We start from the raw sequence: 20,281 nt of genomic DNA on the forward strand, positions 1-20,281 counted from the left end.
GCGCAAGTGCGATGCGTCCTGTTAGGATATCGAACATGCGTTCGAACGAAGTGCCTACCGCCCTCGCCCCGGTGGTGCGGTCGTTGCCGGTCGGGCCGCGCCATGCCATCGACCGGCTTCGCTCCCGTGAGCGTCTCGAGTCCATCGCCCGGCTCCGCGCCGCGGTCCACGCGATGAGCTCGGTCGACGTCGCCGACTGGGACGACTCCGCCCTCACCGACCATCTGGAAGACCTGTCGGCCACCCTGGTCGCCCTCGACGCCCAGGTGACCCGCGTGGCCGACCAGGTGCGCGCCCGCGGTTTCCGCATCTCCGAGCCCCGCGCCGCCTGAGTCTCAGCCCAGCTTCCGGCCAGAAAATGTCAGGGGGTGCTGCCAGGATGTCTGAGTGCGATTCCTTGACGTGGCGGCGACCTCGGCGGCCGTCGCGGCGACCTCCGGGCGCAAAGCCAAGATCGAGCTGCTGGCCGACGCGCTGCGCCGGCTCGACCCTGACGAGATCGCGGCCGGCGCGGCCTTTCTCGCCGGCGAGCTGCGGCAGCGGCAGACCGGGGTGGGTTATGCGAGCCTGCGCGACCAGCCGCCGCCCGCAGCCGAGCCGAGCCTCACCGTCGGCGGTGTCGACGCGGCGATCGCCGAGATCTCGGTGGTCGCCGGCGCCGGCTCACAGGCCCGGCGGCGCGAGCTGCTCGGCGCCCTCTTCGCCGCCGCCACCGCCGACGAGCAGCGCCTGCTGGTCGGCCTGTTCGGCGGCGAGCTGCGTCAGGGCGCCCAGGCCGGCCTGCTGGCCGACGCGATCGCCAAGGCGTCCGCGATCCCGCTCACCGCGGTCCGCCGGGCGCTGCTGCTCTCCGGCGACCTGAAACAGGTGGCCGTCGCCGCGCTGACCGGCGGCGCGCCGGCCCTGGCCGAGATCCACCTGCGGGTCGGCACCCCGCTCACCCCGATGCTGGCCCAGGCCGCTCCCGACGTCGGCGCGGCCCTGCTGGCCACCGGCGCCCCGGCCACGGTCGACGTGAAACTTGACGGCATCCGCATCCAGGTCCACCGCTCGGGCGACGACGTGGCCGTCTTTACCCGAAGCCTCGACGACATCACGTCCCGCATGCCCGAGGTGGTCGACGCGGTCCGCAAGCTCCCCTTGCGCGAGGCCGTCCTCGACGGCGAGGCCATGGCCTTGGACGAGACCGGCCGCCCCCGCCCGTTCCAGGAGACCTCAAGTCGAGCCGCGACCCGCGGCGCCCGATCGTCCGCTCGCGCAGCTGCTTCCGCGCCTGCTTCTTCCGCTGCGGCGCCGATCGCGCTGACGCCGTACTTCTTCGATCTGCTGCATCTCGACGGTGTGGATCTGCTGGACGAGCCAGGGCGGGTGCGGTGGGCGGCGCTGGCCGATGCGCTGCCGTCGGAGCTGATCGTGGGACGGACGACGGTCGAGACCGAGGAGGAGGCGGCGGCCGCGTTCGCGGCGGCGATCGCGGCCGGGCAGGAGGGCGTGGTCATCAAGGCGACCGAGGCGCCGTACGACGTGGGGCGCCGGGGCAACGCCTGGGTCAAGGTCAAGCCGCGGCACACGCTCGACCTGGTGGTGCTGGCGGTCGAGTGGGGGCACGGGCGGCGGCGAGGCTGGCTCTCCAACCTGCATCTGGGTGCGCTCGACCCGCGTACGGGCGAATTCGTGATGCTCGGGAAGACCTTCAAAGGGCTCACCGACGAGTTGCTGCGCTGGCAGACCGAGCGCTTCCAGGAGCTGAAGGTCGACGACAACGGCTGGGTGGTCCGGGTGCGGCCGGTGCAGGTGGTCGAGATCGCCTTCGACGGGGTGCAGACGTCCCCGCGCTATCCGGGCGGGGTGGCGCTGCGCTTCGCCCGGGTCCTGCGCTACCGCGACGACAAACCGGCGGCCGAGGCCGACACCATCGACACGGTCCGCGCCATCGGCGGCCACCCACCGCCGTAACCGCCCGCCCCGCCGCCGTGACCGCCCTGCCCGCCGCCGTGACCGCCCGGCTCGGCGGCCGGGTGGCCGTTCACCTGCCGCGCTTTGCCCGATCGGGCACGGTGAGCAGCGGCGGCGGGTGACTCCGGGTAGCGGCCGACGTGGCGCGGTAGCTGACCGCTAACGGTCGTCGTCGGCGGCGGCCCGCCTGCGATCGGCTTCCTCGACGCGGTCGCCGGTGGCGGCCAGCGCGGCCGCTTTCTTACGGTCGTACTCCGCCACCCGGTCGCCGTCGTCCGCGGCGGCCCTGCGGCGGTCGTACTCCTCGACCCGGTCGCCGGTGGCGGCCTTGCGGCGGTCGTAGTCGTCCACGCGGTCGCCTGATCGGCGGCGGTCGTGATCTTCGACTCGGTCGCGGGTGTGGGCGGTGCCGGCGGGCTGTGTCGTGGCCGGGACCGGCTCGCGGGCGGCGCCGGGGGAGCTCGGCTTCGACTCGCCCCGCGCCTCCTTGCGGGCGTAGTAGCCGTACGCGAACAGCGCCATCACCGCGAACAGCCACCACTGGACCGCGTAGCCGCCGTTCTGCCAGGCGTCCTCGTGATCGATCGGGATCCTGGTGAACGCGGCGTCATTGGCCGGCGTCTGCTCGGTGAGGAGCACGTACGCTCCGTACACGGGATAGGGCATTTCGTGTGCGAGCTTCGGCACCGTGATGCGCCGGGTGTCCAGACGGCCGTTGCGCTGCTCGATCGGTGCTGGTCGACTTTCCGACAGGTGGAGCTGGCCCACGACGGTCACCGTGCCCGTCGGGGCGGCCGGCACCGTGGGCGCCGCCAGCGCCCCACCGGCCGGGGCCGGGATCCAGCCGCGGTCGACCAGCACAGCCGTACCGTCCTCGAGAACCAGCGGTGTGACGATCTCGTAGCCGACGTCGCCGTCGACCGTGCGGCCCCGCGCCTGGATCTCGTGAGCCGGGTCATAGCGCCCGCTCACAGTGACCTTTGTCCAGGCCAGGTGCTTGCCGGGGGCCTCACCGGCGGTGCCCGGGGCGGCCGGCCGGGCCAGCACCGAGGTCATCGGAACGGCCTGCACGGAGTCGGCGGCGTCGATGCGATCGTTTATCGCGCTGCGCTCCTCGTACCGTCGCAGCTGCCAGTTGCCGAGCATCACCATGACCGTCGCGGCCGCCAGAGCGAACGCGGCGGCGGCCAGCCAACGCGGCCTCAGCAGGAAGCGGTACACGTCCCGAGGCTACCCGTCGACAGGTTGACACCTGCTGGGGCCAGGTACTGTCCCACTTCGGTAGTCGACAACAGGCGATATTCCGTTCGGGAGAGTCATAGATGAGCGCCCAGCCCCGTCTGGTCGTGAGCGCGCCCGCGTCCGGGCACGGCAAGACCGCGATCGCGGTCGGCCTGCTCGCGGCGACCGCTGCGCGTGGCATCCCGGCGGCCGGGTTCAAGGTCGGCCCGGATCACACCGACGCCGCGTACCTCGGTCTGGCCGCCGGCCGTCCCGGCCGCAACCTCGACCCCCGCCTGGTCGGCGCGCAGCGCATCGCGCCCCTGTTCCTGCACGGCGCCGGCAGCGCGCAACTCTCGGTGATCGAGGGGGCCATGGGCCTGTTCGACTCGCTCACCGGACAGCCCGAGATCGACGGCACCGCCGCCGTCGCCGCCGCTCTGCACGCCCCGGTCGTGCTGGTCGTCGACGTCGCCGCGATGGGGCATTCGCTGGCCGCCCTCGTGCACGGCTTCCGCATGTTCGACGAGATGGTGCACCTGGGCGGGGTGATCCTCAACCGGGTCGCGTCGCCGCGCCACGAGCAGATGCTGCGCACCGCCCTCGACGACATCGGCATGCCGGTGCTGGGCGCGCTGCGCCGCGGCGACCTGCCGAACGTCCTTCCGGCCCGCGCCCACGGCCCGGTGCCGGTCGCCCACCGGACGGTCGAGGCCAGCCGTGCCGTCCGCCGTCTGGGCGAGGCGGTGGCGGGCGCGCTCGACATGGACCGCCTGATGGCTCTCGCGGCCTCGGCGCCCGCTCTGCCCGGGCCGATCTGGACGCCCGCCGACGTCGTCGGCGGCGAGGTCTTCGACCAGCGACCGGTGGTCGCGCTTGCGGGTGGTCCGGGTGCTCCGTTCACGTACGTCGAGACGGCCGAGCTCCTGACGGCAGCGGGCGCGGACGTGGCCGTGGTCGACCCGTTGCGCGACGAGTCGCTGCCGGCCGGCACGCGGGCGCTGATCGTCGGCGCCGGCCTTCCCGAGGGGTACGCCGAGGAACTGTCGGCCAACCGCAGGCTCTGTAACGACGTGGCGCAGTTCGCCCGCGACGGCTGGCCGGTCGTGGCCGAGGGCGTGGCCCTGCCATGGCTGGGCCGCGAGTTCGACGGCCGCCCGATGTGCGGCGTCTTCGACGCGTCATCCACCACCGCCGACCAGACCATCGCCGGATATCGCGAGGCCACGGCGCCCACCACCTCGACGCTGGCCCCCGCCGGAGCCCGCATCACCGGCTACAAGCAGCACCGCGCGATCGTCACTCCGCGCGCGGGCACGGTCCCGGCCTGGACCTGGTCGGGCGGCAACCCCGAGGGCTTCGTCTGGCGCCAGGTGCACGCCTCCCAGCTGGGCTTGCACTGGGCCGCCGCCCCCGAGATCGCCAAACGCATCGTCTCGGCCGCCCTGGCCGGCCCGGCCCCGATGTCCCCACCGCCCCGCCCCGCGATGCCACCCCAGCCCCAACCACAGTCCCAATCCCAGCCCCACCCTCAGGCTCAGCCGATGCCCCCGGCCCCGCCGAAGCCTTCCCAGCCCGCGAAGTCCCAGCCGGAGCCGCACCACCCTTCGGAGCCCCACCCTCCGCAGCCTCAGCCGCAGCCGGCCCAGCTCCACGCAGCCCAGCCCCACCCGGCCCAGCTTCACGCGGTCCAGTCGCAGCCGGCCCAGTTCCACCAGGCCCAGCTCCACCCGGCCCAAGACCACCCGGCTCAGCCACAGGGCTCGACCACGCCGGTCGAGCCTCAGTCGCAGCAGCCGGCTCTGGCCGAGTCCGCACCCACCCAGGCCTTCGCCGCTCAGCCGCCGTCGGCTCAGCCGCAGCCCGCTCACGAGCCCGTCCCGGCGCAGCAGTCGCCCGGCTACCCGCAGCCGATGTCGCTTCAACCGAATGCCGGCTACCCGCAGTCGCCGCCGGCCGAGCATTCGCCGGTCCACCACTTCGACCAGGCCGGTTCGGCGACGCCGCAGCCGGCTCGCGCATCCGTACAACCCGGCTCGCCTCACCCTCAGACCTCGCCCGCTCCGCACCAGGGCCGCCCCGAGCATCTGGGGTCGCCCGGACAGCAGACGCTCGCGGCCGGACGGGCCGGGTCGGCCGTGCCGGGCGGTGCTGATCAACAGCCGTCGGCTCCGGCTCCGCGGGCCAGTGGGTCCTCGTCCAATCTGAACGACACCGTGGACATCACCATCTCCTGAGCGGGTGGGCGCCCCGTGCGGGCGCGACCACCGATCCGGGTCGTCCGGATGACGCGGCGCAACAGCCGAACGCCGCGAGTTCGGCCGCCGAAACGCGCCCGTTCCACATAGATCAGGCCGAAAGCACGGACCACCGCGAAAACGCCCTCCGCGAGGCACAAAACTGTCGTACCCCGGCCGTAACGTGAACTTAACGAGGACGACCCGAAGGAGGACTGCCGTGGCCGATCGTGTGCCGCTGGACTTCGACCCGCCGGTTCGGGTGATGCGAGCGCTTCTGCTGGGCATCGGCAATCACGAGCTGCTGGGCCCCACTCCGTGTCCCGACTGGAGCGTCGCCGCTCTTCTCGATCATCTGATGGGCCTGTCCTTCGCCTTCACGCAGACCGCCCGCAAACGCGCCGACGCCCCCGGCACCTCCGAGCCGCCGCCCGAGCCCTCAGCGCAACATCTGTCCCGGCATTGGCGCAGCCGCCTCCCCGTCCTCCTGGAAGACCTCGCCACCGCCTGGAAAGAGCAGACCGCCTGGACCGGCACGTCCGCCGCCGGCGGCGTCACCATGCCGGCCGCCGCCCTCGGCCACGTCGCCATGACCGAGCTGATCGTCCACGGCTGGGACCTGGCCCGGTCCACCGGCCAGGAATACGCCGCCGACCCGCGCACCCTCGAGATTCTCATCGAGTTCAACGCGCAATATCCGCCCGAGGGCACCCCCGGCCTGTTCGGCCCGGTCCTCCCGATCACCGACGACGAGGCCACCCTGCTCGACCAGCTCCTGGCCCTGACCGGCCGGGATGCCCGGTGGCGCGCTCCTCGCCGCCGCCCGGCCGCCCCTGCCGCCTGAGAGGAGAGTGCCGGCCGCGATGCCCGTCGGCGCCCCGGCCGCCCCTGCCGCCTGAGGGGAGAGTGCCGGCCGCGATGCCCGTCGGCGCCCCGGCCGCCCCTGCCGCCTGAGGGGAGAGTGCCGGCCGCGATGCCCGTCGGCGCCCCGGCCGCCCCTGCCGCCTGAGGGGAGAGTGCCGGTCGCGATGCCCGTCGGCGCCTGAGAGGAGAGCGCTGGTCGCGGTCAGCTCCCGCCCTGGCTGGCCGCGACGCCCGGTGGTGCGCTTCCTGCCGACTGAGAGGAGGTGCTAGTCGCGGTTCGTGTCCTCGGCGTTCGGGTTGCGGCGGCCGGAGTCGTCCGGGTTTCGGCGGCCGGAGTCGTCGGAGTGACGCCGCCTGTCGCGGTCGGAGTCGTTGCCGGCGTCTGACAGGCGGTCGGCGTCATCCGCCGAGTCGCGATCACGGCCGGCGTCCGCGTCGCGGTCACCGGAGTCGCGGTCGGAGTCGGAGTCGCGATCGCGGTTGGAGTCGGAATCGCGGTCGCCGGAGTCGCGATCACGGTCGGAGTCCTGATCACGGTCGGCGTCGCGGTCGCCGTCGGAGTCGCGGTCGCGGTCCGCGTCGCGGTCGGAATCGCGGTCGCGGTCGGAGTCGCGGTCGCGGTCCGCGTCGCGGTCGGAATCGCGGTCGCGGTCGGAGTCGCGGTCGCGGTTCCACTTCGAGGTGATCGCGTCCGAAGGTGGGGTGAACTTCAGCTTCGGCTGGCCCTTCAAGGCGTCCTTCAACGTCTCGGCCACCGTGTACTTCGAGACCGTTGCCCGGCTCGTGCCCACGTTCTTCTCGGGGTTGTCCGGGTCCGCCACGAACGCGGCGGCCGCCAACTGCGGTGTGAAGCCGCAGAACCAGGCCGTCTTGTTGCTGTCGGTGGTGCCGCTCTTGCCGGCCACCGGCCGCTTCAGCACGCCGTGGACCATCTCCGACGTACCCCAGCCGCCGCAACTGCCCCGGGCCGCGCCGTAGCCGGTCACGCAGCGGGCCGCGTCCGTCGCCGCCCGGGCCACGTCGACCGACACCGCCCGGTGGCAGCGCGGCGCCGCGATCTGCTTGCCCTGATAGGTCGCCGCCTTGCCGTTGCGGTCGAGGATCGACTTCACCGGCAGCGGCTCGCAGTAGTTGCCCTCCGCGGCCAGCGTCGCGAACACGTTCGCCATCTCGATCGGCGTCGCGTCGCTCACCCCCAGGGTGAACGCGCCCCACCCCGACGCGTGCTCGGGTGACGCCAGCCGGCGGTCCACGTCCGTACGCCAGCGCAGGCCGAGCCGCTCGGCCATCTTCACCGCCTTCTCCGCTCCCACCTTCTGTTCGAGCTGCACGAAGTAGGTGTTCACCGATTTGCCGAAGCCGCTCCACATCGTCTGGTCGCCCGTCATCGACGATGTCGAGTTCTTCGGGCACCAGTGCACGCCGCATGTCGCCGGGCCGGGCGCCGTGATGTATTTCGAGTAGAACCTCTGCGGGCTGTAGAACGACGTCGACAGCGGCATCCCCTCGTCCAGGGCGGCCAGCATCGTGAAGATCTTGAACGTGGAGCCCGCCTGATAGCCGGCCATCGAGCCGCCGCCGAGCAGCGGGTTCACCGTGTTCGGGAAGTTGCCCTTCACGTTGCGGTAACGGCTGTGCTTCTCGTTGCCGGACTGGTCGAGGGAGTAGCGCCGGTTCACCGCCATGCTGAGCACCCGGCCGGTGCCCGGCTCGATGATGACCTGGCCGTGCGCGATGCGGCTGCGGCGCTTCTCCTTGTCGAGGATGTGCTCCATGGCGTACCCCTGGATCTTGGGGTCGATGGAGGTGACCACCCGGTAGCCGCCGCGGCGCAGGTTCTCCTCGCGCTCGGATGTGGTCTTGCCGAAGGCCGGCTGTTCCTTCCACCACGACTTGAAGTAGTCGCAGAAGAAGCCCCAGTCGTTGTGCGGGTCGGCGATCGAGATGCAGTCGTTCGGCGCCGAGCTGAGCTTCAGCGTGATCTTCGCCCGCTTCGCGTCGGCCGCCTGCGCCGCCGTGATCGTGCGCATCTTGACCATCTGGTCGATCACGTAGTTGCGGCGGTCCGTGGCCGCCTGGCGGTCCTGGGTCGCCGGGTCGTAGGCCGACGGCGCCTTGACCAGGCCGGCGAGCAGGGCGGCCTCCGTGAGGGTCAGGTTCTTCGGTGACTTGGAGAAGAAGACCTGAGAGGCGGCGAAGATGCCGTACGCCCGGTGGCCGTAGTACGCCGAGTTCAGGTACCGCTCGAGGATCTCCTGCTTGGTGAGCCGTTTCTCCAGCTCGATGGCGAGCCGCATCTCCCGCAGCTTGCGCGAGGTGGTCTGCTCGGTCGCCTCGAGCGCCTCCTTCGGGGTCTGCGCGCCGTCCCGGAGCGCCATGCGGACGTACTGCATGGTCAGCGTCGACGCGCCCTGCGAGACCCCGCCGGCCTTCTGGTTGGCGACGAAGGCCCGGGCCACGCCCTTGGCGTCGACCCCGTTGTGCTCGTAGAAGCGGGTGTCCTCGGACGCCACGATGGCCTGGGTGATGTACGGCGACATGTCCGTGATCTTCACGGGCTTGCGGTGCTCCTCGTAGAACGTCGTGAGCAGCGTCTTCCCGTCGTTGGCGTAGACGTACGTCGTCTGTGCGGTGGGCACCTCGATGAGTTCCTCGGGCAGCCCGTCGAGGGCTTGGGTGCCGGCCTTGACGCCGAGTCCGGCGAGGGCGGCCAGTGGATAGGCGAGGCCGGCGACCACGAGTCCCGCGATCAGGCCGGCACGGACGAGGGGAGCGACTTTTCCGGCTGCCACCCCTTGAAGGTATGACAAAACCTCTTATTTGCTCACGGAACAGCCGAAGTAACGTGCGTATCACGGTCGGGCATCCTGATCCCATGTCCCTCGACCTAGGCCACCACGGCGACTCGGAGGTCGGCCCGGGGCTGATCGACCTGGCGGTCAACGTCCGGCACGAGCCCATGCCGCCCTGGCTCGCGCAGCCGCTGATGAGCTCGTTGAGCGACCTGAAGGCGTACCCCCAAGCGGAGAAAGCCACCGCGGCCGTGGCCGAAAGGCACGGTCGTGTCCCGGAAGAGGTCCTTCTGACCGCCGGCGCGGCACAGGCTTTCGTCCTGCTGGCCCAGGCGCTGCGCGGTGCGAATCACCCGGTCGTGGTCCACCCTCAGTTCACCGAGCCCGAGGCCGCCCTGCTGAACGCCGGCCATGTGGTCGACCGCGTGCTGCTGCGCGAGGAGGACGGTTTCCGGCTCAGAAGAGAAGAAGTGCCCGAGGACGCCGATCTCGTCTTCGTGGGCAACCCCACCAACCCGACCTCGGTGCTTCACCCGGCCGAGGAGATCGCCGCGCTGGCCCGCCCGGGTCGCGTGCTGGTGGTCGACGAGGCCTTCGCCGACACCACGTTCCGTGAGGGTGTCGAGGGGGAGCCGGAGTCGCTCGCGTCCCGCCGCGATCTGCCCGGCCTGGTCGTGCTGCGCAGCCTCACCAAGACGTGGGGCCTGGCCGGCCTGCGGATCGGCTACCTTCTCGGCCCGGCCGAGCTGCTCACCCGGCTGGCCGCGGCCCAGCCGCTGTGGGCCGTCTCGACGCCCGCGCTGGCCGCCGCCCTGGCCTGCGCGTCACCCACCGCTGTCGCGGCCGAGCGGGAGATCGCCCGTCGCCTCGCGGCGGACCGGGCTCACCTGCTTCGCCGGCTCGGCGAAGTGCCGAAACTCACGGTTGCTGGGGCTCCGGCCAGTGCCTTCGTTAGCGTACGCCTCCAAGGGGCCGACAAAATCAGGCTGGAGCTGCGGGAACGCGGCTACGCCGTGCGCCGGGGCGACACTTTTCCCGGCCTGGGCGCCGACTGGCTGCGGTTGGCGGTGCGCGACACTGCCACCACCGACGCATTCGTCGAGACCCTGACCGCCGTGATCGAGGAGCAAGCGTGAGCGCATCGCTGGAGGGCACCCTCGCCGCCGTCCGTCCCGCCGACGAGCAGGCGATGGCCGCCGCCCGCGAGCACCAGGCCCGGCTGACCAAGCCGGCCGGCTCGCTGGGCGCCCTCGAGGAGCTCTCGGTGCGGCTGGCCGGGCTGGCCGGGGTCAACCCGCCGCCGCTGCCCACGCCGGCCACCGTCGCGGTCTTCGCCGGCGATCACGGCGTGCACGCCCAGGGCGTCACCCCCTGGCCGCAGGAGGTCACCGCCCAGATGGTGGCCAACTTCGTGGCCGGCGGCGCGGTCGTGAACGCGTTCGCCCGGCAGGCCGGGGCCGACGTCATGGTGGTCGACGTGGGCGTGGGCATCCCGCTGCACGGCGGCGCCACCCTGCTCGACGCGAACGTGCGCCGCGGCACCCGGGACATGACCGTCGAGCCCGCGCTGACCCGCGAGGAGGCCCTGGCCGCGGTCGAGGTGGGCATCGGCGTGGCCGCCGCGCTCGTCGACAACGGCGCCAAGTGCCTGCTCACCGGCGACATGGGCATCGCCAACACGACTCCCGCGGCCGCCCTGATCGCGGTCTTCACCGGCCTCGCGCCGGCCGAGGTGACCGGCCGTGGCACCGGCATCGACGACGCCACCCTCGATCACAAGGTCGAGGTGGTGGGCCGGGCCCTCGCGCTGCACCGGCCCGAGAAGAGCGATCCGCTGGGCGCGCTGGCCGCGGTCGGCGGGCTCGAGCACGCCGCGCTGACCGGCTTCGTCCTGGGCGCCGCCGCCCGCCGCGTGCCGGTGATCATCGACGGGGTCATCGCCGCCTCGGCCGCTCTGGCCGCCGCCGCCCTCGCTCCCGACGCGGTCGCGGCCATGGTGGCCGGGCACCGCTCGGCCGAGCCGGGCGCCACCGTCGCCCTGGCCCACCTGGGTCTGGAGCCGCTGCTCGACCTCGGCATGCGCCTGGGCGAGGGCAGCGGCGCCGTGCTCGCGCTGCCGGTCGTCGAAGCCGCCGTCCGGGTGCTGCACGAGGTCGCCACGTTCGACTCCGCGGGAGTGTCCGAGAAATGAGCGTCTACCCCCTCGGTCTCAAGCTCACCGGCCGCCGGGTGCTGGTGGTCGGCGGCGGCGCGGTGGCCACCCGCCGCGTGCCCGCCCTGATCGCCGCGGGCGCGGTCATCGAGATCGTCTCGCCCGACCTGAGCCCGGCCCTGCACGGCCACGTCGACGCCGGCCGGGCCACCTGGACGGCCCGCCGCTTCGAGCCGGCCGACGTCGAGGGTGCCTGGCTCGTGCACGTCGCCATCGACGACCCGGCGGCGGCCGAGCAGGTCAGCGTGGCCGCCGAGACACACCGGATCTTCTGCGTCCGCGCCGACGATCGCGAGGCCGCCACCGCCTGGACGCCCGCGGTCACCCGCCACGGCCAGGTCACGGTCGCGGTCACCGACGGTGGCGACCGGCGGCGCGCGATGGCCGTCCGCGACCTGGTGGCGCACGCCCTCGAGAGCGCCCCGCCGGCGACCGACGAATACAAGGGCGTCGCCCTGGTCGGGGCCGGCCCGGGCGACCCCGAGCTGATCACGGTGAAGGGCCGCCGGCTGCTCGCCGCGGCCGACGTGGTGGTGGCCGACCGGCTGGTTCCCGGCATGCTCCTGGGCGACCTGCGGCCCGAGGTCGAGTTCGTCGACGCGGCCAAGATCCCGTACGGGCCGCAGAAGGCCCAGGAGGAGATCAACCGGATCCTGGTCGAGCGCGCCGGAGAGGGCAAGTTCGTGGTGCGGCTCAAGGGCGGCGACCCGTTCGTCTTCGGCCGCGGCGGCGAGGAGGCCATCGCCTGCGCCGAGGCCGGCGTGCCGGTGCTCGTCGTGCCCGGCGTGACCAGCTCGATCGCCGCGCCCGCGCTGGCCGGCATCCCGGTCACCCACCGGGGCGTGGCCCACGAGTTCACCGTGGTCTCCGGGCACGTCGCGCCGGACAGCGACGCCTCGCTCGTCGACTGGGCGGCTCTGGCCCGCATGCGCGGCACCGTCGTCGTCCTCATGGGCCTGAAGAACCTGCCCAAGATCGCCGAACGCCTGATCGCCGAGGGACGCGCGGCCGAGACGCCGGCCGCGGTGGTGCAGGAGGGCTCGACGGCGCACCAGCGCTCGCTGCGCGGCACGCTCGGGTCGATCGCGGCCGACGCGGCCGAGGCCGGCATCCACCCGCCCGCCATCGTTGTCATCGGCGACGTCGTTCACGTAGGGGTATAGAACCGCTACACACCGGGTACGACCGTGAATATGGACGGACGGCCGCGAATGACGTTGACGAGCACCGTGCTGGACGCTCCGGACGCCCGGGAGCTGGCGGACTTCTACCACCGGCTGCTGGGCTGGAGCATCACCACCGAGGAGACGGACTGGGTGGTGATGGGCGCGCCGGGCGGTGGCGCCGGGCTCGCCTTCCAGACCGAGAAGCAGTACGTGCGGCCGGTGTGGCCGGCCGCGCCGGGCGATCCGCAGATGAGCGCCCACCTCGACGTCAAGGTCGACGATCTGGAAGCGGCGTGCGCGCACGCCGCCCAGGCGGGTGCGACGCTCGCCGGCTTCCAGCCGCAGGAGAACGTCAGGGTCTTCCTAGACCCCGCCGGTCACCCCTTCTGCCTCTACGTCGACTAGATCGCGGCCGCCGGCCGCCTCGGCCAGCGCGTCCAGGAACGTGCGGGCCCACTGAGCCACGTCGTGCGTGCGCAGGTGACGCTGCATCACCCGCATGCGCCTCTTCAGCTCGGCCGGCTCGGCCGCGACGGCCCGGAGCAGCGCGTCCTTGACGCCGTCGGGGTCGTGCGGGTTGCACAGGAACGCCTGGCGCAGCTCGGTGGCCGCACCCGCGAACTCGCTGAGCACCAGCGCCCCGCCGGTGTCGGCCCGGCACGCCACATATTCCTTGGCGACCAGGTTCATGCCGTCGCGCAGCGGCGTCACCATCATGACGTCGGCCGCCACATACATCGCGGCCAACTCCTGCTTGCTGTACGACTGGTGCAGGTAGTGCACGGCCGGCACACCGACCCGGCCGAACTCGCCGTTGATGCGGCCGACCTCGCGCTCGACCTTGACCCGCAGCGTCTGGTAGTGCTCCACCCGCTCACGGCTCGGGGTCGCCACCTGCACCATCACCGCGTCGCCGACCTTGAGCTTGCCGTCGGCCAGCAGCTCGCGGAACGCCTTGAGACGCAGCTCGATGCCCTTGGTGTAATCGAGCCGGTCGACGCCCAGGATGATCGTCTTGGGGTCGCCGAGCTCGGCCCTGATCTCCTTGGCCCGGGCCTGGACCTTGGGATCGGCCGCCATCCGCTCCATCTCGCGGGTGTCGATGCTGATCGGGAAGGCGCCCGCCTTGACCTTGCGGCCGTCCACCTGGATCGACTGGCCCTCGTAGCGCAGGCCCAGAAGGTGCCGGGCCAGGCGGACGAAGTTCTGCGCGGCCAGCCGCTGCTGAAATCCGACCAGGTCGGCGCCGAGCAGGCCGCGCAGCACCTCGGCCCGGAACGGCATCTGCATGAACAGCTCGATCGGCGGGAACGGGATGTGCAGGAAGAACCCGATCTTGAGATCGGGGCGCAGCTCCCGCAGCATCGCCGGCACCAGCTGGAGCTGGTAGTCCTGCACCCAGACGGTCGCGCCCTCGTCGGCCACCTCGGCCGCGGCCTGCGCGAAGCGCTGGTTGACCAGGCGGTAGGTCTCGCGCCAGCGCCGCTTGTAGACCGGCGTCTCGACGGCGTCGTGGTAGAGAGGCCAGATGGTCGCGTTGGACTGGCCCTCGTAGTAACGCTCCAGCTCCTCGGCGCTCAACGGCACCGGGTGGATGTGGATGCCCTCCAGTTCGAAGGGCTCGGGCGCTTCGCCGGTGCCACCGGCCCACCCGATCCACGTGCCTCCGTGCTCGGTCAGCACCGGGTGGAGCGCGGTGACCAGACCGCCCGGACTCGTGCGCCACTGGCGCTCCCCGTCCGGGGTGGTGACTTCATCGACGGGCAGACGGTTGGCGACTACGACGAAGGAACTTCGTTCGGCCACGCTGAGTGCACCTCCGGGTCGTTTCTGTTCCCACCGTGAGCCTACTGTGCGTAGCAGCACGGGGCGTGCCCAGTCTTCGATGGCCGCCGTGGACCATGGTGGCGGCCGGGTGTCATTCTGGGCCCGTGACACCTCCGGATGATCTTTCCCCGCCACGGCGGCCGATCTTCTTTCCTGTGGTCATTGCCACCGTTTTCCTCACGATCATCGGAATGACCACCGGATTCGTGCTGGGCGAGAAGCAGCGCCGCGAGGAGGCGCGCGAGCGGGAGCAGCAGCAACAACAGCAGAACCAGCAGCCGCAGGAGACCGTCTCAGCTCCGGCGCCGGCCATCCCGGCCGAGGATCTGTGCCCGCCGGAGACCCTGGCCAAGGCGCGCAGCCTGGGCTTCTCGGACGAGCTGCGCCGCCTGCACCGGTACGTGACCGACCGCGGCACCGTGGTCTGGATCTGCCAGGACCCGGCGGGCCGGCTGTTCTACCAGAGCAAGACCGGCGGCGAGAAGAAGGCGCTGGTCCAGGGCGTCAACGGCCTGCTGCTGACCGACGTCGTGGAGACCGGCGAGAACGCGTACGAGGCGACCGCGGCCAACGGCAACCAGTTCTTCATCTCCCGCCGGCAGCTCAAGATCGACTTCACCGACAACCGCGACACCCAGGTCGACGACGTCGTCGATTTCGAGTGATACGGGGAATCCTTGACGCCTCGGCGGGGTTGAGTTAGGGGTCCGCAGGGCGACCTGGAAAGATTGCCCCGGCATTCTGCGCTCGTTCTGGCGGCGCAACTCAACGATCACGGAGGTAGGGCGCACCGTGGCCCAGTTCATTTACGTCCTGGAAAAGGCGCGCAAGGCGCACGGCGACAAGGTCGTGCTCGACAACGTGACGCTGAACTTCCTGCCCGGCGCCAAGATCGGTGTGGTCGGCCCCAACGGCGCCGGTAAGTCCACGCTGCTCAAGGTCATGGCCGGCATCGAGACGCTGAGCAACGGCGAGGCCCGGCTGATGCCCGGCTACACCGTCGGCATGCTCGCGCAGGAGCCGCCGCTCAACGACTCCAAGACCGTCCTCGGCAACATCGAGGAGGCCGTGGCCGAGACCAAGGCCAAGCTCGACCGGTTCAACAAGATCGCCGAAGAGATGGCGACCGACTACACCGACGAGCTCATGGAGGAGATGGGCAAGCTCCAGGAGCAGCTCGACAACGTCAACGCCTGGGACCTCGACTCCCAGCTCGAGCTGGCCATGGACGCCCTGCGCTGCCCGCCGCCGGACGCCGACGTCACCCAGCTCTCCGGTGGTGAGCGCCGCCGTGTCGCGCTCTGCAAGCTGCTGCTCGAGGCGCCCGACCTGCTGCTGCTCGACGAGCCCACCAACCACCTCGACGCCGAGAGCGTGAGCTGGCTGGAGCAGCACCTCGCGAAGTACGCCGGCACGGTCATCGCCATCACCCACGACCGGTACTTCCTCGACAACGTGGCCAACTGGATCCTCGAGCTCGACCGCGGCCGCACCTATCCGTACGAGGGCAACTACTCGACGTACCTCGACAAGAAGGCCCAGCGTCTGGCGGTCGAAGGCCGCAAGGACGCCAAGCTCAAGCGCCGCCTCACCGAGGAGCTCGAGTGGGTGCGGTCGAACGCCAAGGCGCGCCAGACCAAGAGCAAGGCCCGCCTCGACCGGTATGAGGAGATGGCCACCGAGGCCGAGAAGACGCGCAAGCTCGACTTCGAAGAGATCCAGATCCCGCCGGGCCCGCGTCTGGGCAACACGGTGATCGAGGCCAAGGACCTGGTCAAGGGCTTCGACGGCCGTACGCTCATCGACCACCTGTCGTTCTCGTTGCCCCGCAACGGCATCGTCGGCATCATCGGCCCGAACGGCGTCGGCAAGACCACCCTGTTCAAGACCATCGTCGGGCTGGAGAAGCCGGACGACGGCTCGGTCCGGGTCGGTGAGACGGTCCAGCTGTCGTACGTCGACCAGAGCCGCGAGGGTCTCCAGGGCGACCAGACGGTGTGGGAGGTCGTCTCCGACGGTCTCGACCACCTCATGGTCGGCAAGGTCGAGATGCCCTCCCGGGCGTACGTCGCGGCCTTCGGTTTCAAGGGCCCCGACCAGCAGAAGCCGGTCAAGGTGCTCTCCGGTGGTGAGCGCAACCGCCTCAACCTGGCGCTGACGCTGAAGATCGGCGGCAACGTGATCCTGCTCGACGAGCCGACGAACGACCTCGACGTCGAGACGCTGTCGAGCCTGGAGAACGCGCTGCTCGAGTTCCCGGGCTGCGCCGTGGTCATCTCCCACGACCGCATGTTCCTCGACCGGGTGGCCACCCACATGCTCGCGTGGGAGGGCACCGACGAGGACCCGGACAAGTGGTTCTGGTTCGAGGGCAACTTCGAGGCGTACGAGAAGAACAAGGTCGACCGTCTCGGCGCCGACGCGGCCCGCCCGCACCGGGTGACGTACCGCAAGCTCACTCGTGACTGAGAAGTTCGTCTACGACGTGCCCGTGCGCTGGTCCGACATGGACGCGTACGGGCACGTGAACAACGCGCGCTTCCTCACGCTGTACGAGGAGGCGCGCGTCGCCATGTTCTTCGTGGGCGCGCGCAAGCACGGGCTCGGCTCGTTCGAGGAGGGCATCGTCATCGCCCGCCACGAGGTCGACTATCTGCGCCCCGTCGACTACGGCGACCCGGTCCGCGTCGAAATGTGGATCTCCGAGGTGCGCGCGGCGTCGTTCACGGTCTCGTACGAGCTGTTCGACGGCGACGTGCTGGCCAGCCGGGCCAAGTCGGTCTGCGTGCCGTACCACCTGGCTCAGGGCCATCCCCGGCGGCTGACCGAGGCCGAGCGCGAGTTCCTGCGACCGTACGTCGCGTCATGACCTCCCACGGCCTGGTCGGTGTTCCCGACGCGGGCGCCTTCCTCGCGCGGCTGGTGCGGCTCGACCCCGGCGCCCCCGTACGCCTGAAGACCGCCGGCGGGCGGGTGGCGCTCTGGGCCCGTCTGCCGTGGGACGTGCTGGTGACCCGCGAGGTGGCCGGCCACGGCCCGCAGGACGCCACCGTCGCCGCCCGCGAGCTGCTGGGCGTGCTGGCCCGCGGGGGAGACGAGCTGCCACCGCTGCGCGACGCGCAGTGGCGCTGGCCGCTGCCCCCGCCCGGCGGGGAGACGGTCGAGTCGGTCTCCGGGGCCGAGCTGAGCCGGCTCGCCGTCGCGGCCGCCGGCACCCTGCGCGAAGTGACGGCCGGCGGTCTCAGCGGGCGCGCGGTCGGCCAGCGGGCCCTCCGCGACGCGCTTCTCGATCACGTCGCCCTCGTCGTGACCCCGCCCGGCGGTAGCCCGGTCGAGGTGTCCCAGCGACTCGTTCAGGCGATCTCCCGGATGGGTTTCCTCGGCGCGGGAGACACTGAGGACTCGGCGACGCGAGTGCGGGTATCGGGGCGCTGGGTGGGTCTTTCCGCACCATATGGAGTGGCGTGGCTACAGGCCGTCAAGAAATTGACCGTTATGCCTATAGTCGATCACCCGAAAGGGTGATGCCGTATCGTACGACCGGTTGCGCCCTCCGGTTGGGGGGATGACCTCCGCGAAACCTACGGGTACCGTCGGCCCTCGGATCCACTCGCTACGTCCGGCGGTGGGTCTGCTGGGGAGTGAGGTGCACAAAGATGCCGTGGTGGTCATGGCGTCCGGGCTCGGCCGCGGGTAACCCGGTGGAGGCCGACGACGATTCGGCGGTTCGCAGTGCCGTACGGGTCGGCGTCCCGGCCCAACGAGAGCCCGGCCGGCTTCCGGTTCCGGTCGACGCGGCCGCCTCCGAGGAGCCCGAGACTGTCGCGCCGGTGACGCTGGCTCGCATCGGCAAGGCGCTCGACCTGCTCGACATCCGGTTCCTGGCCGACGGCGGCGGCAGCCTGCTGGCCATGTGGGAGCGGCACGCGGTGCTGTTCACCCTGGAGGGCCCCGACGACGAGATCCTCGTGATGCGGGCCCGCCCGCACTCGACGGTCCCGCCTGACTGGGCCGACCGCGCCTACCGGGTGGTCAACGAGTGGAACCACACCCGCCGCTTCTGCAAGGCCTACGTAGGCGACCCCACCGAGCGAGGCCAGCTCCCGATCTACGCCGAGCTCCAGGTCCCCTTGGCCGCCGGCACTCACGACGCCCTCCTGACAGAGCTACTGGACTGCGGCGCCGCCGTAGCCACGAGCTTCGTGGACTGGCTACACGACGAGGGCGCGCTGCTGTAATTCTGGCTGTGCTGGCTGGCTTCGCTTCGCTCAGCGGGCGATTTGCCCCTGGGAAGTTGATGAGATGGCGCACGGTTTCGTGACGCCGCAAACCCCGCGGCGCCACAAAACCGCACGCCATCTCATCAACGGGGCAAATCGCGGGCCGCTCACAACAGTGGCAGCGCCATGAATAGTCGGCACAGTCAGTCAAAACCAAGGGCCGCCCGCTCCCGCTCCCAGCCCAGCCCCCCACCACAACGGTCAAATCTTCCATGGCGCTGCCACTCTTGTGAGCACCCGCGATTTGCCCCGTTGATGAGCAGTGTGCGGTTTACCGACGCCGTCGGTTTTTGCGGCGTTGGTAAACCGCACACTGCTCATCAACTCCCCAGGGGCAAATCGCCCGCTGAGCGAAGCGAAGCCAGCCAGCTCAGCAGCCGTATGCACCCAGCTCAGCCCAGTGGGAACATCCCCACCCGCCCGTGATACTCCCGCCCCAGCTGATCAGTGTCAGACCCGACCAACAGCCCCCGGGAGTGAACCACAAAGACCCGAACCCCAACCCCCCGCGACCGCGTGGGGTTCCACGTCAGCGACCGCCCCGTGGACGGGCTGACCGCCCCGATCCCAGGCCGAGAGACCGCCCCCGGCCCAGGCCCCTTGGCGTCCGAGCCGTACGGATTGTCGAAGTACCGCTGGTGCCCACCCAGATAAACAGCCGCCCCGGTAACCGCCACCGCGTACAACGAATCCCCACCGGTCCGCTGCACCCAGGTCGGATTGTGCCGCCCCGACCCCGCCACCTCGAAACGGGCCGCCGAGTCACACAGCCGATCCGGCGAGCTGGCCCGCCCGGTGGCCGCCACCACGAAGTACGACCCGTCCGGCGAGAACTTGACCTGCCGCAGGTACGTGTCGAACCCCTTCATGCACTGCGGCTTGTACGCGTCCGTGTACCAGCTCGACAGTTGCGCCGACGGCCCCGACACGTCGAACATCGCGATCTGCGTACGGTCGTACCCGCTCGCCCGCAGCAATGCCCCCACCGCGACCAGCTTCCGCCCGTCCGGCGAGATGTCGAAGTGCTCGACCCGGGTCCGGCTCAGCCCGGGGGCGGTCAGCTTGGCGTCGAATCCCGTGTCGACGGACCCCGTGGCGGCGCTGAGACGGGCCAGCCCGGCCCGGTTCACCCCGTTGATGGCCGAGAACGTGCCGGCGGCGTACAACCGGGAACCCCGCGCGTTGAGCGACCGGACGTCGCCCCAGTTGATTTTGGCGTTGAACGCGCTGACCCGCTGGCCGCCCATGGTGAGGCGGGTGATGCCGCGCTGGGCGGCCCCGTTGACGGTCTTGAAGGCGCCGCCGGCGTAGACCGAGCCGTCCTCGCCGGCCGTCAGGGCGTAGACCGCGCCGTCGACCTGCGGGGCGAAGCCGCGGACGGCGCCGTCGTTCAGGCCGAACGCGAAGATGTTCTTGCGGGCGAAGGTCGTCTTGCGGGTGCTGTCGGTGACCTTCGTGAAGGCGCCGCCGACCACGACGGTGTCGCCGACGATGGTCATCGACCACACGGTGCCGTCGAGGACGTGCGGGGTGAAGTCCACCGGGTTCGGCGACACCACGGTGCGCTGGGCAAGGTCGGCCGCCGCGGGATGCGCGCACGCCACAGCGGCGGCGGCGACGGTGGCGGCGGCAAGCAGGCGGCGACGCATGCGAAAGGCTCCAGGTCGATTGAGCAGCGGATTTACCTACCGCTCAACGACAATGAAGACGTAACGGACACGATCGC

The 20,281-nt window shown here is 71.2% G+C and carries 15 protein-coding genes and 2 pseudogenes; 13 read left to right on the forward strand and 4 right to left on the reverse strand.

Translation table 11 applies throughout. From position 1 onward, the window contains the following. The first annotated feature begins 35 nt into the window (after positions 1–35). Positions 36–332: a hypothetical protein gene (locus tag ACQP2X_RS06925; RefSeq protein ID WP_498695167.1), complete on the forward strand. Its 297-nt coding sequence runs from the start codon at positions 36–38 to the stop codon at positions 330–332. A 55-nt stretch (positions 333–387) separates the two neighbouring features. After that, positions 388–1,956: an ATP-dependent DNA ligase gene (locus ACQP2X_RS06930; protein ID WP_498695168.1), complete on the forward strand. Its 1,569-nt coding sequence runs from the start codon at positions 388–390 to the stop codon at positions 1,954–1,956. Positions 1,957–2,382: 426 nt separating this feature from the next. Here the strand turns inward: ACQP2X_RS06930 and ACQP2X_RS06935 are convergent. Next, positions 2,383–3,177 (reverse strand): annotated as a pseudogene (locus ACQP2X_RS06935) (SURF1 family cytochrome oxidase biogenesis protein); the annotation flags it as partial. Between the two features lie 101 nt (positions 3,178–3,278). On the opposite strand from ACQP2X_RS06935, the gene ACQP2X_RS06940 reads away from it, so the two are divergent. Together ACQP2X_RS06940 and ACQP2X_RS06945 are read left to right on the forward strand one after the other, a co-directional pair. Then, positions 3,279–5,414, forward strand: coding sequence for a cobyrinic acid a,c-diamide synthase CobB (locus ACQP2X_RS06940; RefSeq protein ID WP_498695169.1), 2,136 nt, complete (start codon positions 3,279–3,281; stop codon positions 5,412–5,414). 220 nt (positions 5,415–5,634) lie between these two features. Continuing rightward, positions 5,635–6,258: a TIGR03086 family metal-binding protein gene (locus tag ACQP2X_RS06945; protein WP_498695170.1), complete on the forward strand. Its 624-nt coding sequence runs from the start codon at positions 5,635–5,637 to the stop codon at positions 6,256–6,258. Positions 6,259–6,955: 697 nt separating this feature from the next. Here ACQP2X_RS06945 and ACQP2X_RS06950 read toward each other — a convergent pair. Then, positions 6,956–9,088, reverse strand: a pseudogene (locus ACQP2X_RS06950) (transglycosylase domain-containing protein); the annotation flags it as partial. Positions 9,089–9,153: 65 nt separating this feature from the next. Between ACQP2X_RS06950 and cobC the strand changes: the two are divergent. The 4 genes from cobC to ACQP2X_RS06970 are packed head-to-tail and all read left to right on the forward strand — an operon-like array spanning position 9,154 to position 12,853. Next, positions 9,154–10,206, forward strand: coding sequence for an Rv2231c family histidinol phosphate aminotransferase CobC (gene cobC, locus ACQP2X_RS06955; RefSeq protein ID WP_498695171.1), 1,053 nt, complete (start codon positions 9,154–9,156; stop codon positions 10,204–10,206). A gap of 53 nt (positions 10,207–10,259) precedes the next feature. Next, positions 10,260–11,261, forward strand: a complete 1,002-nt coding sequence (gene cobT / locus ACQP2X_RS06960; protein WP_498700828.1) for a nicotinate-nucleotide--dimethylbenzimidazole phosphoribosyltransferase — start codon at positions 10,260–10,262, stop codon at positions 11,259–11,261. Further along, on the forward strand, positions 11,258–12,445 hold the full coding sequence (gene cobA / locus ACQP2X_RS06965; RefSeq protein WP_498695172.1) for a uroporphyrinogen-III C-methyltransferase: 1,188 nt from the start codon (positions 11,258–11,260) through the stop codon (positions 12,443–12,445). The genes cobT and cobA overlap by 4 nt, the downstream gene beginning before the upstream one ends. Positions 12,446–12,493: 48 nt before the next feature. Next, on the forward strand, positions 12,494–12,853 hold the full coding sequence (locus ACQP2X_RS06970; RefSeq protein ID WP_498695174.1) for a VOC family protein: 360 nt from the start codon (positions 12,494–12,496) through the stop codon (positions 12,851–12,853). Here ACQP2X_RS06970 and ACQP2X_RS06975 read toward each other — a convergent pair. Beyond that, entirely contained in the window at positions 12,812–14,254 is a 1,443-nt protein-coding gene (locus ACQP2X_RS06975) for an alpha,alpha-trehalose-phosphate synthase (UDP-forming) (RefSeq protein WP_498695175.1), read from the reverse strand. The genes ACQP2X_RS06970 and ACQP2X_RS06975 overlap by 42 nt on opposite strands. Positions 14,255–14,466: 212 nt before the next feature. Here ACQP2X_RS06975 and ACQP2X_RS06980 point away from each other — a divergent pair, with 212 nt between their 5' ends. From ACQP2X_RS06980 to ACQP2X_RS07000, 5 genes are all read left to right on the forward strand, one after another. Then, on the forward strand, positions 14,467–14,940 hold the full coding sequence (locus tag ACQP2X_RS06980) for a hypothetical protein (protein WP_498695176.1): 474 nt from the start codon (positions 14,467–14,469) through the stop codon (positions 14,938–14,940). Positions 14,941–15,067: 127 nt separating this feature from the next. Continuing rightward, a complete protein-coding gene (gene ettA, locus ACQP2X_RS06985; RefSeq protein WP_498695178.1) occupies positions 15,068–16,744 on the forward strand; it encodes an energy-dependent translational throttle protein EttA in 1,677 nt (558 codons plus the stop codon). Further along, on the forward strand, positions 16,737–17,144 hold the full coding sequence (locus ACQP2X_RS06990; protein ID WP_498695179.1) for an acyl-CoA thioesterase: 408 nt from the start codon (positions 16,737–16,739) through the stop codon (positions 17,142–17,144). Before ettA ends, ACQP2X_RS06990 begins: the two co-directional genes overlap by 8 nt. After that, a complete protein-coding gene (locus tag ACQP2X_RS06995; RefSeq protein ID WP_498695181.1) occupies positions 17,141–17,800 on the forward strand; it encodes a DUF8185 domain-containing protein in 660 nt (219 codons plus the stop codon). Before ACQP2X_RS06990 ends, ACQP2X_RS06995 begins: the two co-directional genes overlap by 4 nt. 131 nt (positions 17,801–17,931) lie before the next feature. Then, positions 17,932–18,513: a type III secretion system chaperone family protein gene (locus tag ACQP2X_RS07000; RefSeq protein WP_498695182.1), complete on the forward strand. Its 582-nt coding sequence runs from the start codon at positions 17,932–17,934 to the stop codon at positions 18,511–18,513. Between the two features lie 434 nt (positions 18,514–18,947). Here the strand turns inward: ACQP2X_RS07000 and ACQP2X_RS07005 are convergent, their stop codons facing one another. Further along, a complete protein-coding gene (locus ACQP2X_RS07005; RefSeq protein WP_498695183.1) occupies positions 18,948–20,204 on the reverse strand; it encodes a delta-60 repeat domain-containing protein in 1,257 nt (418 codons plus the stop codon). Between the last annotated feature and the right edge of the window lie 77 nt (positions 20,205–20,281).

Source organism: Actinoplanes sp. CA-131856 (assembly GCF_050956135.1).
GTDB lineage: Bacteria > Actinomycetota > Actinomycetes > Mycobacteriales > Micromonosporaceae > Actinoplanes.

Bases quoted from the DNA above. Each gene is read 5' to 3' on its own strand.
- ACQP2X_RS07005 (WP_498695183.1), bottom strand. From the start codon at position 20,204: ATGCGTCGCCGCCTGCTTGCCGCCGCCACCGTCGCCGCCGCCGCTGTG.
- cobA (WP_498695172.1), top strand. From the start codon at position 11,258: ATGAGCGTCTACCCCCTCGGTCTCAAGCTCACCGGCCGCCGGGTGCTG.
- cobT (WP_498700828.1), top strand. From the start codon at position 10,260: ATGGCCGCCGCCCGCGAGCACCAGGCCCGGCTGACCAAGCCGGCCGGC.
- ACQP2X_RS07000 (WP_498695182.1), top strand. From the start codon at position 17,932: ATGCCGTGGTGGTCATGGCGTCCGGGCTCGGCCGCGGGTAACCCGGTG.
- ACQP2X_RS06925 (WP_498695167.1), top strand. From the start codon at position 36: ATGCGTTCGAACGAAGTGCCTACCGCCCTCGCCCCGGTGGTGCGGTCG.
- cobC (WP_498695171.1), top strand. From the start codon at position 9,154: ATGTCCCTCGACCTAGGCCACCACGGCGACTCGGAGGTCGGCCCGGGG.
- ACQP2X_RS06980 (WP_498695176.1), top strand. From the start codon at position 14,467: ATGACCACCGGATTCGTGCTGGGCGAGAAGCAGCGCCGCGAGGAGGCG.
- ACQP2X_RS06940 (WP_498695169.1), top strand. From the start codon at position 3,279: ATGAGCGCCCAGCCCCGTCTGGTCGTGAGCGCGCCCGCGTCCGGGCAC.
- ACQP2X_RS06970 (WP_498695174.1), top strand. From the start codon at position 12,494: ATGACGTTGACGAGCACCGTGCTGGACGCTCCGGACGCCCGGGAGCTG.
- ACQP2X_RS06995 (WP_498695181.1), top strand. From the start codon at position 17,141: ATGACCTCCCACGGCCTGGTCGGTGTTCCCGACGCGGGCGCCTTCCTC.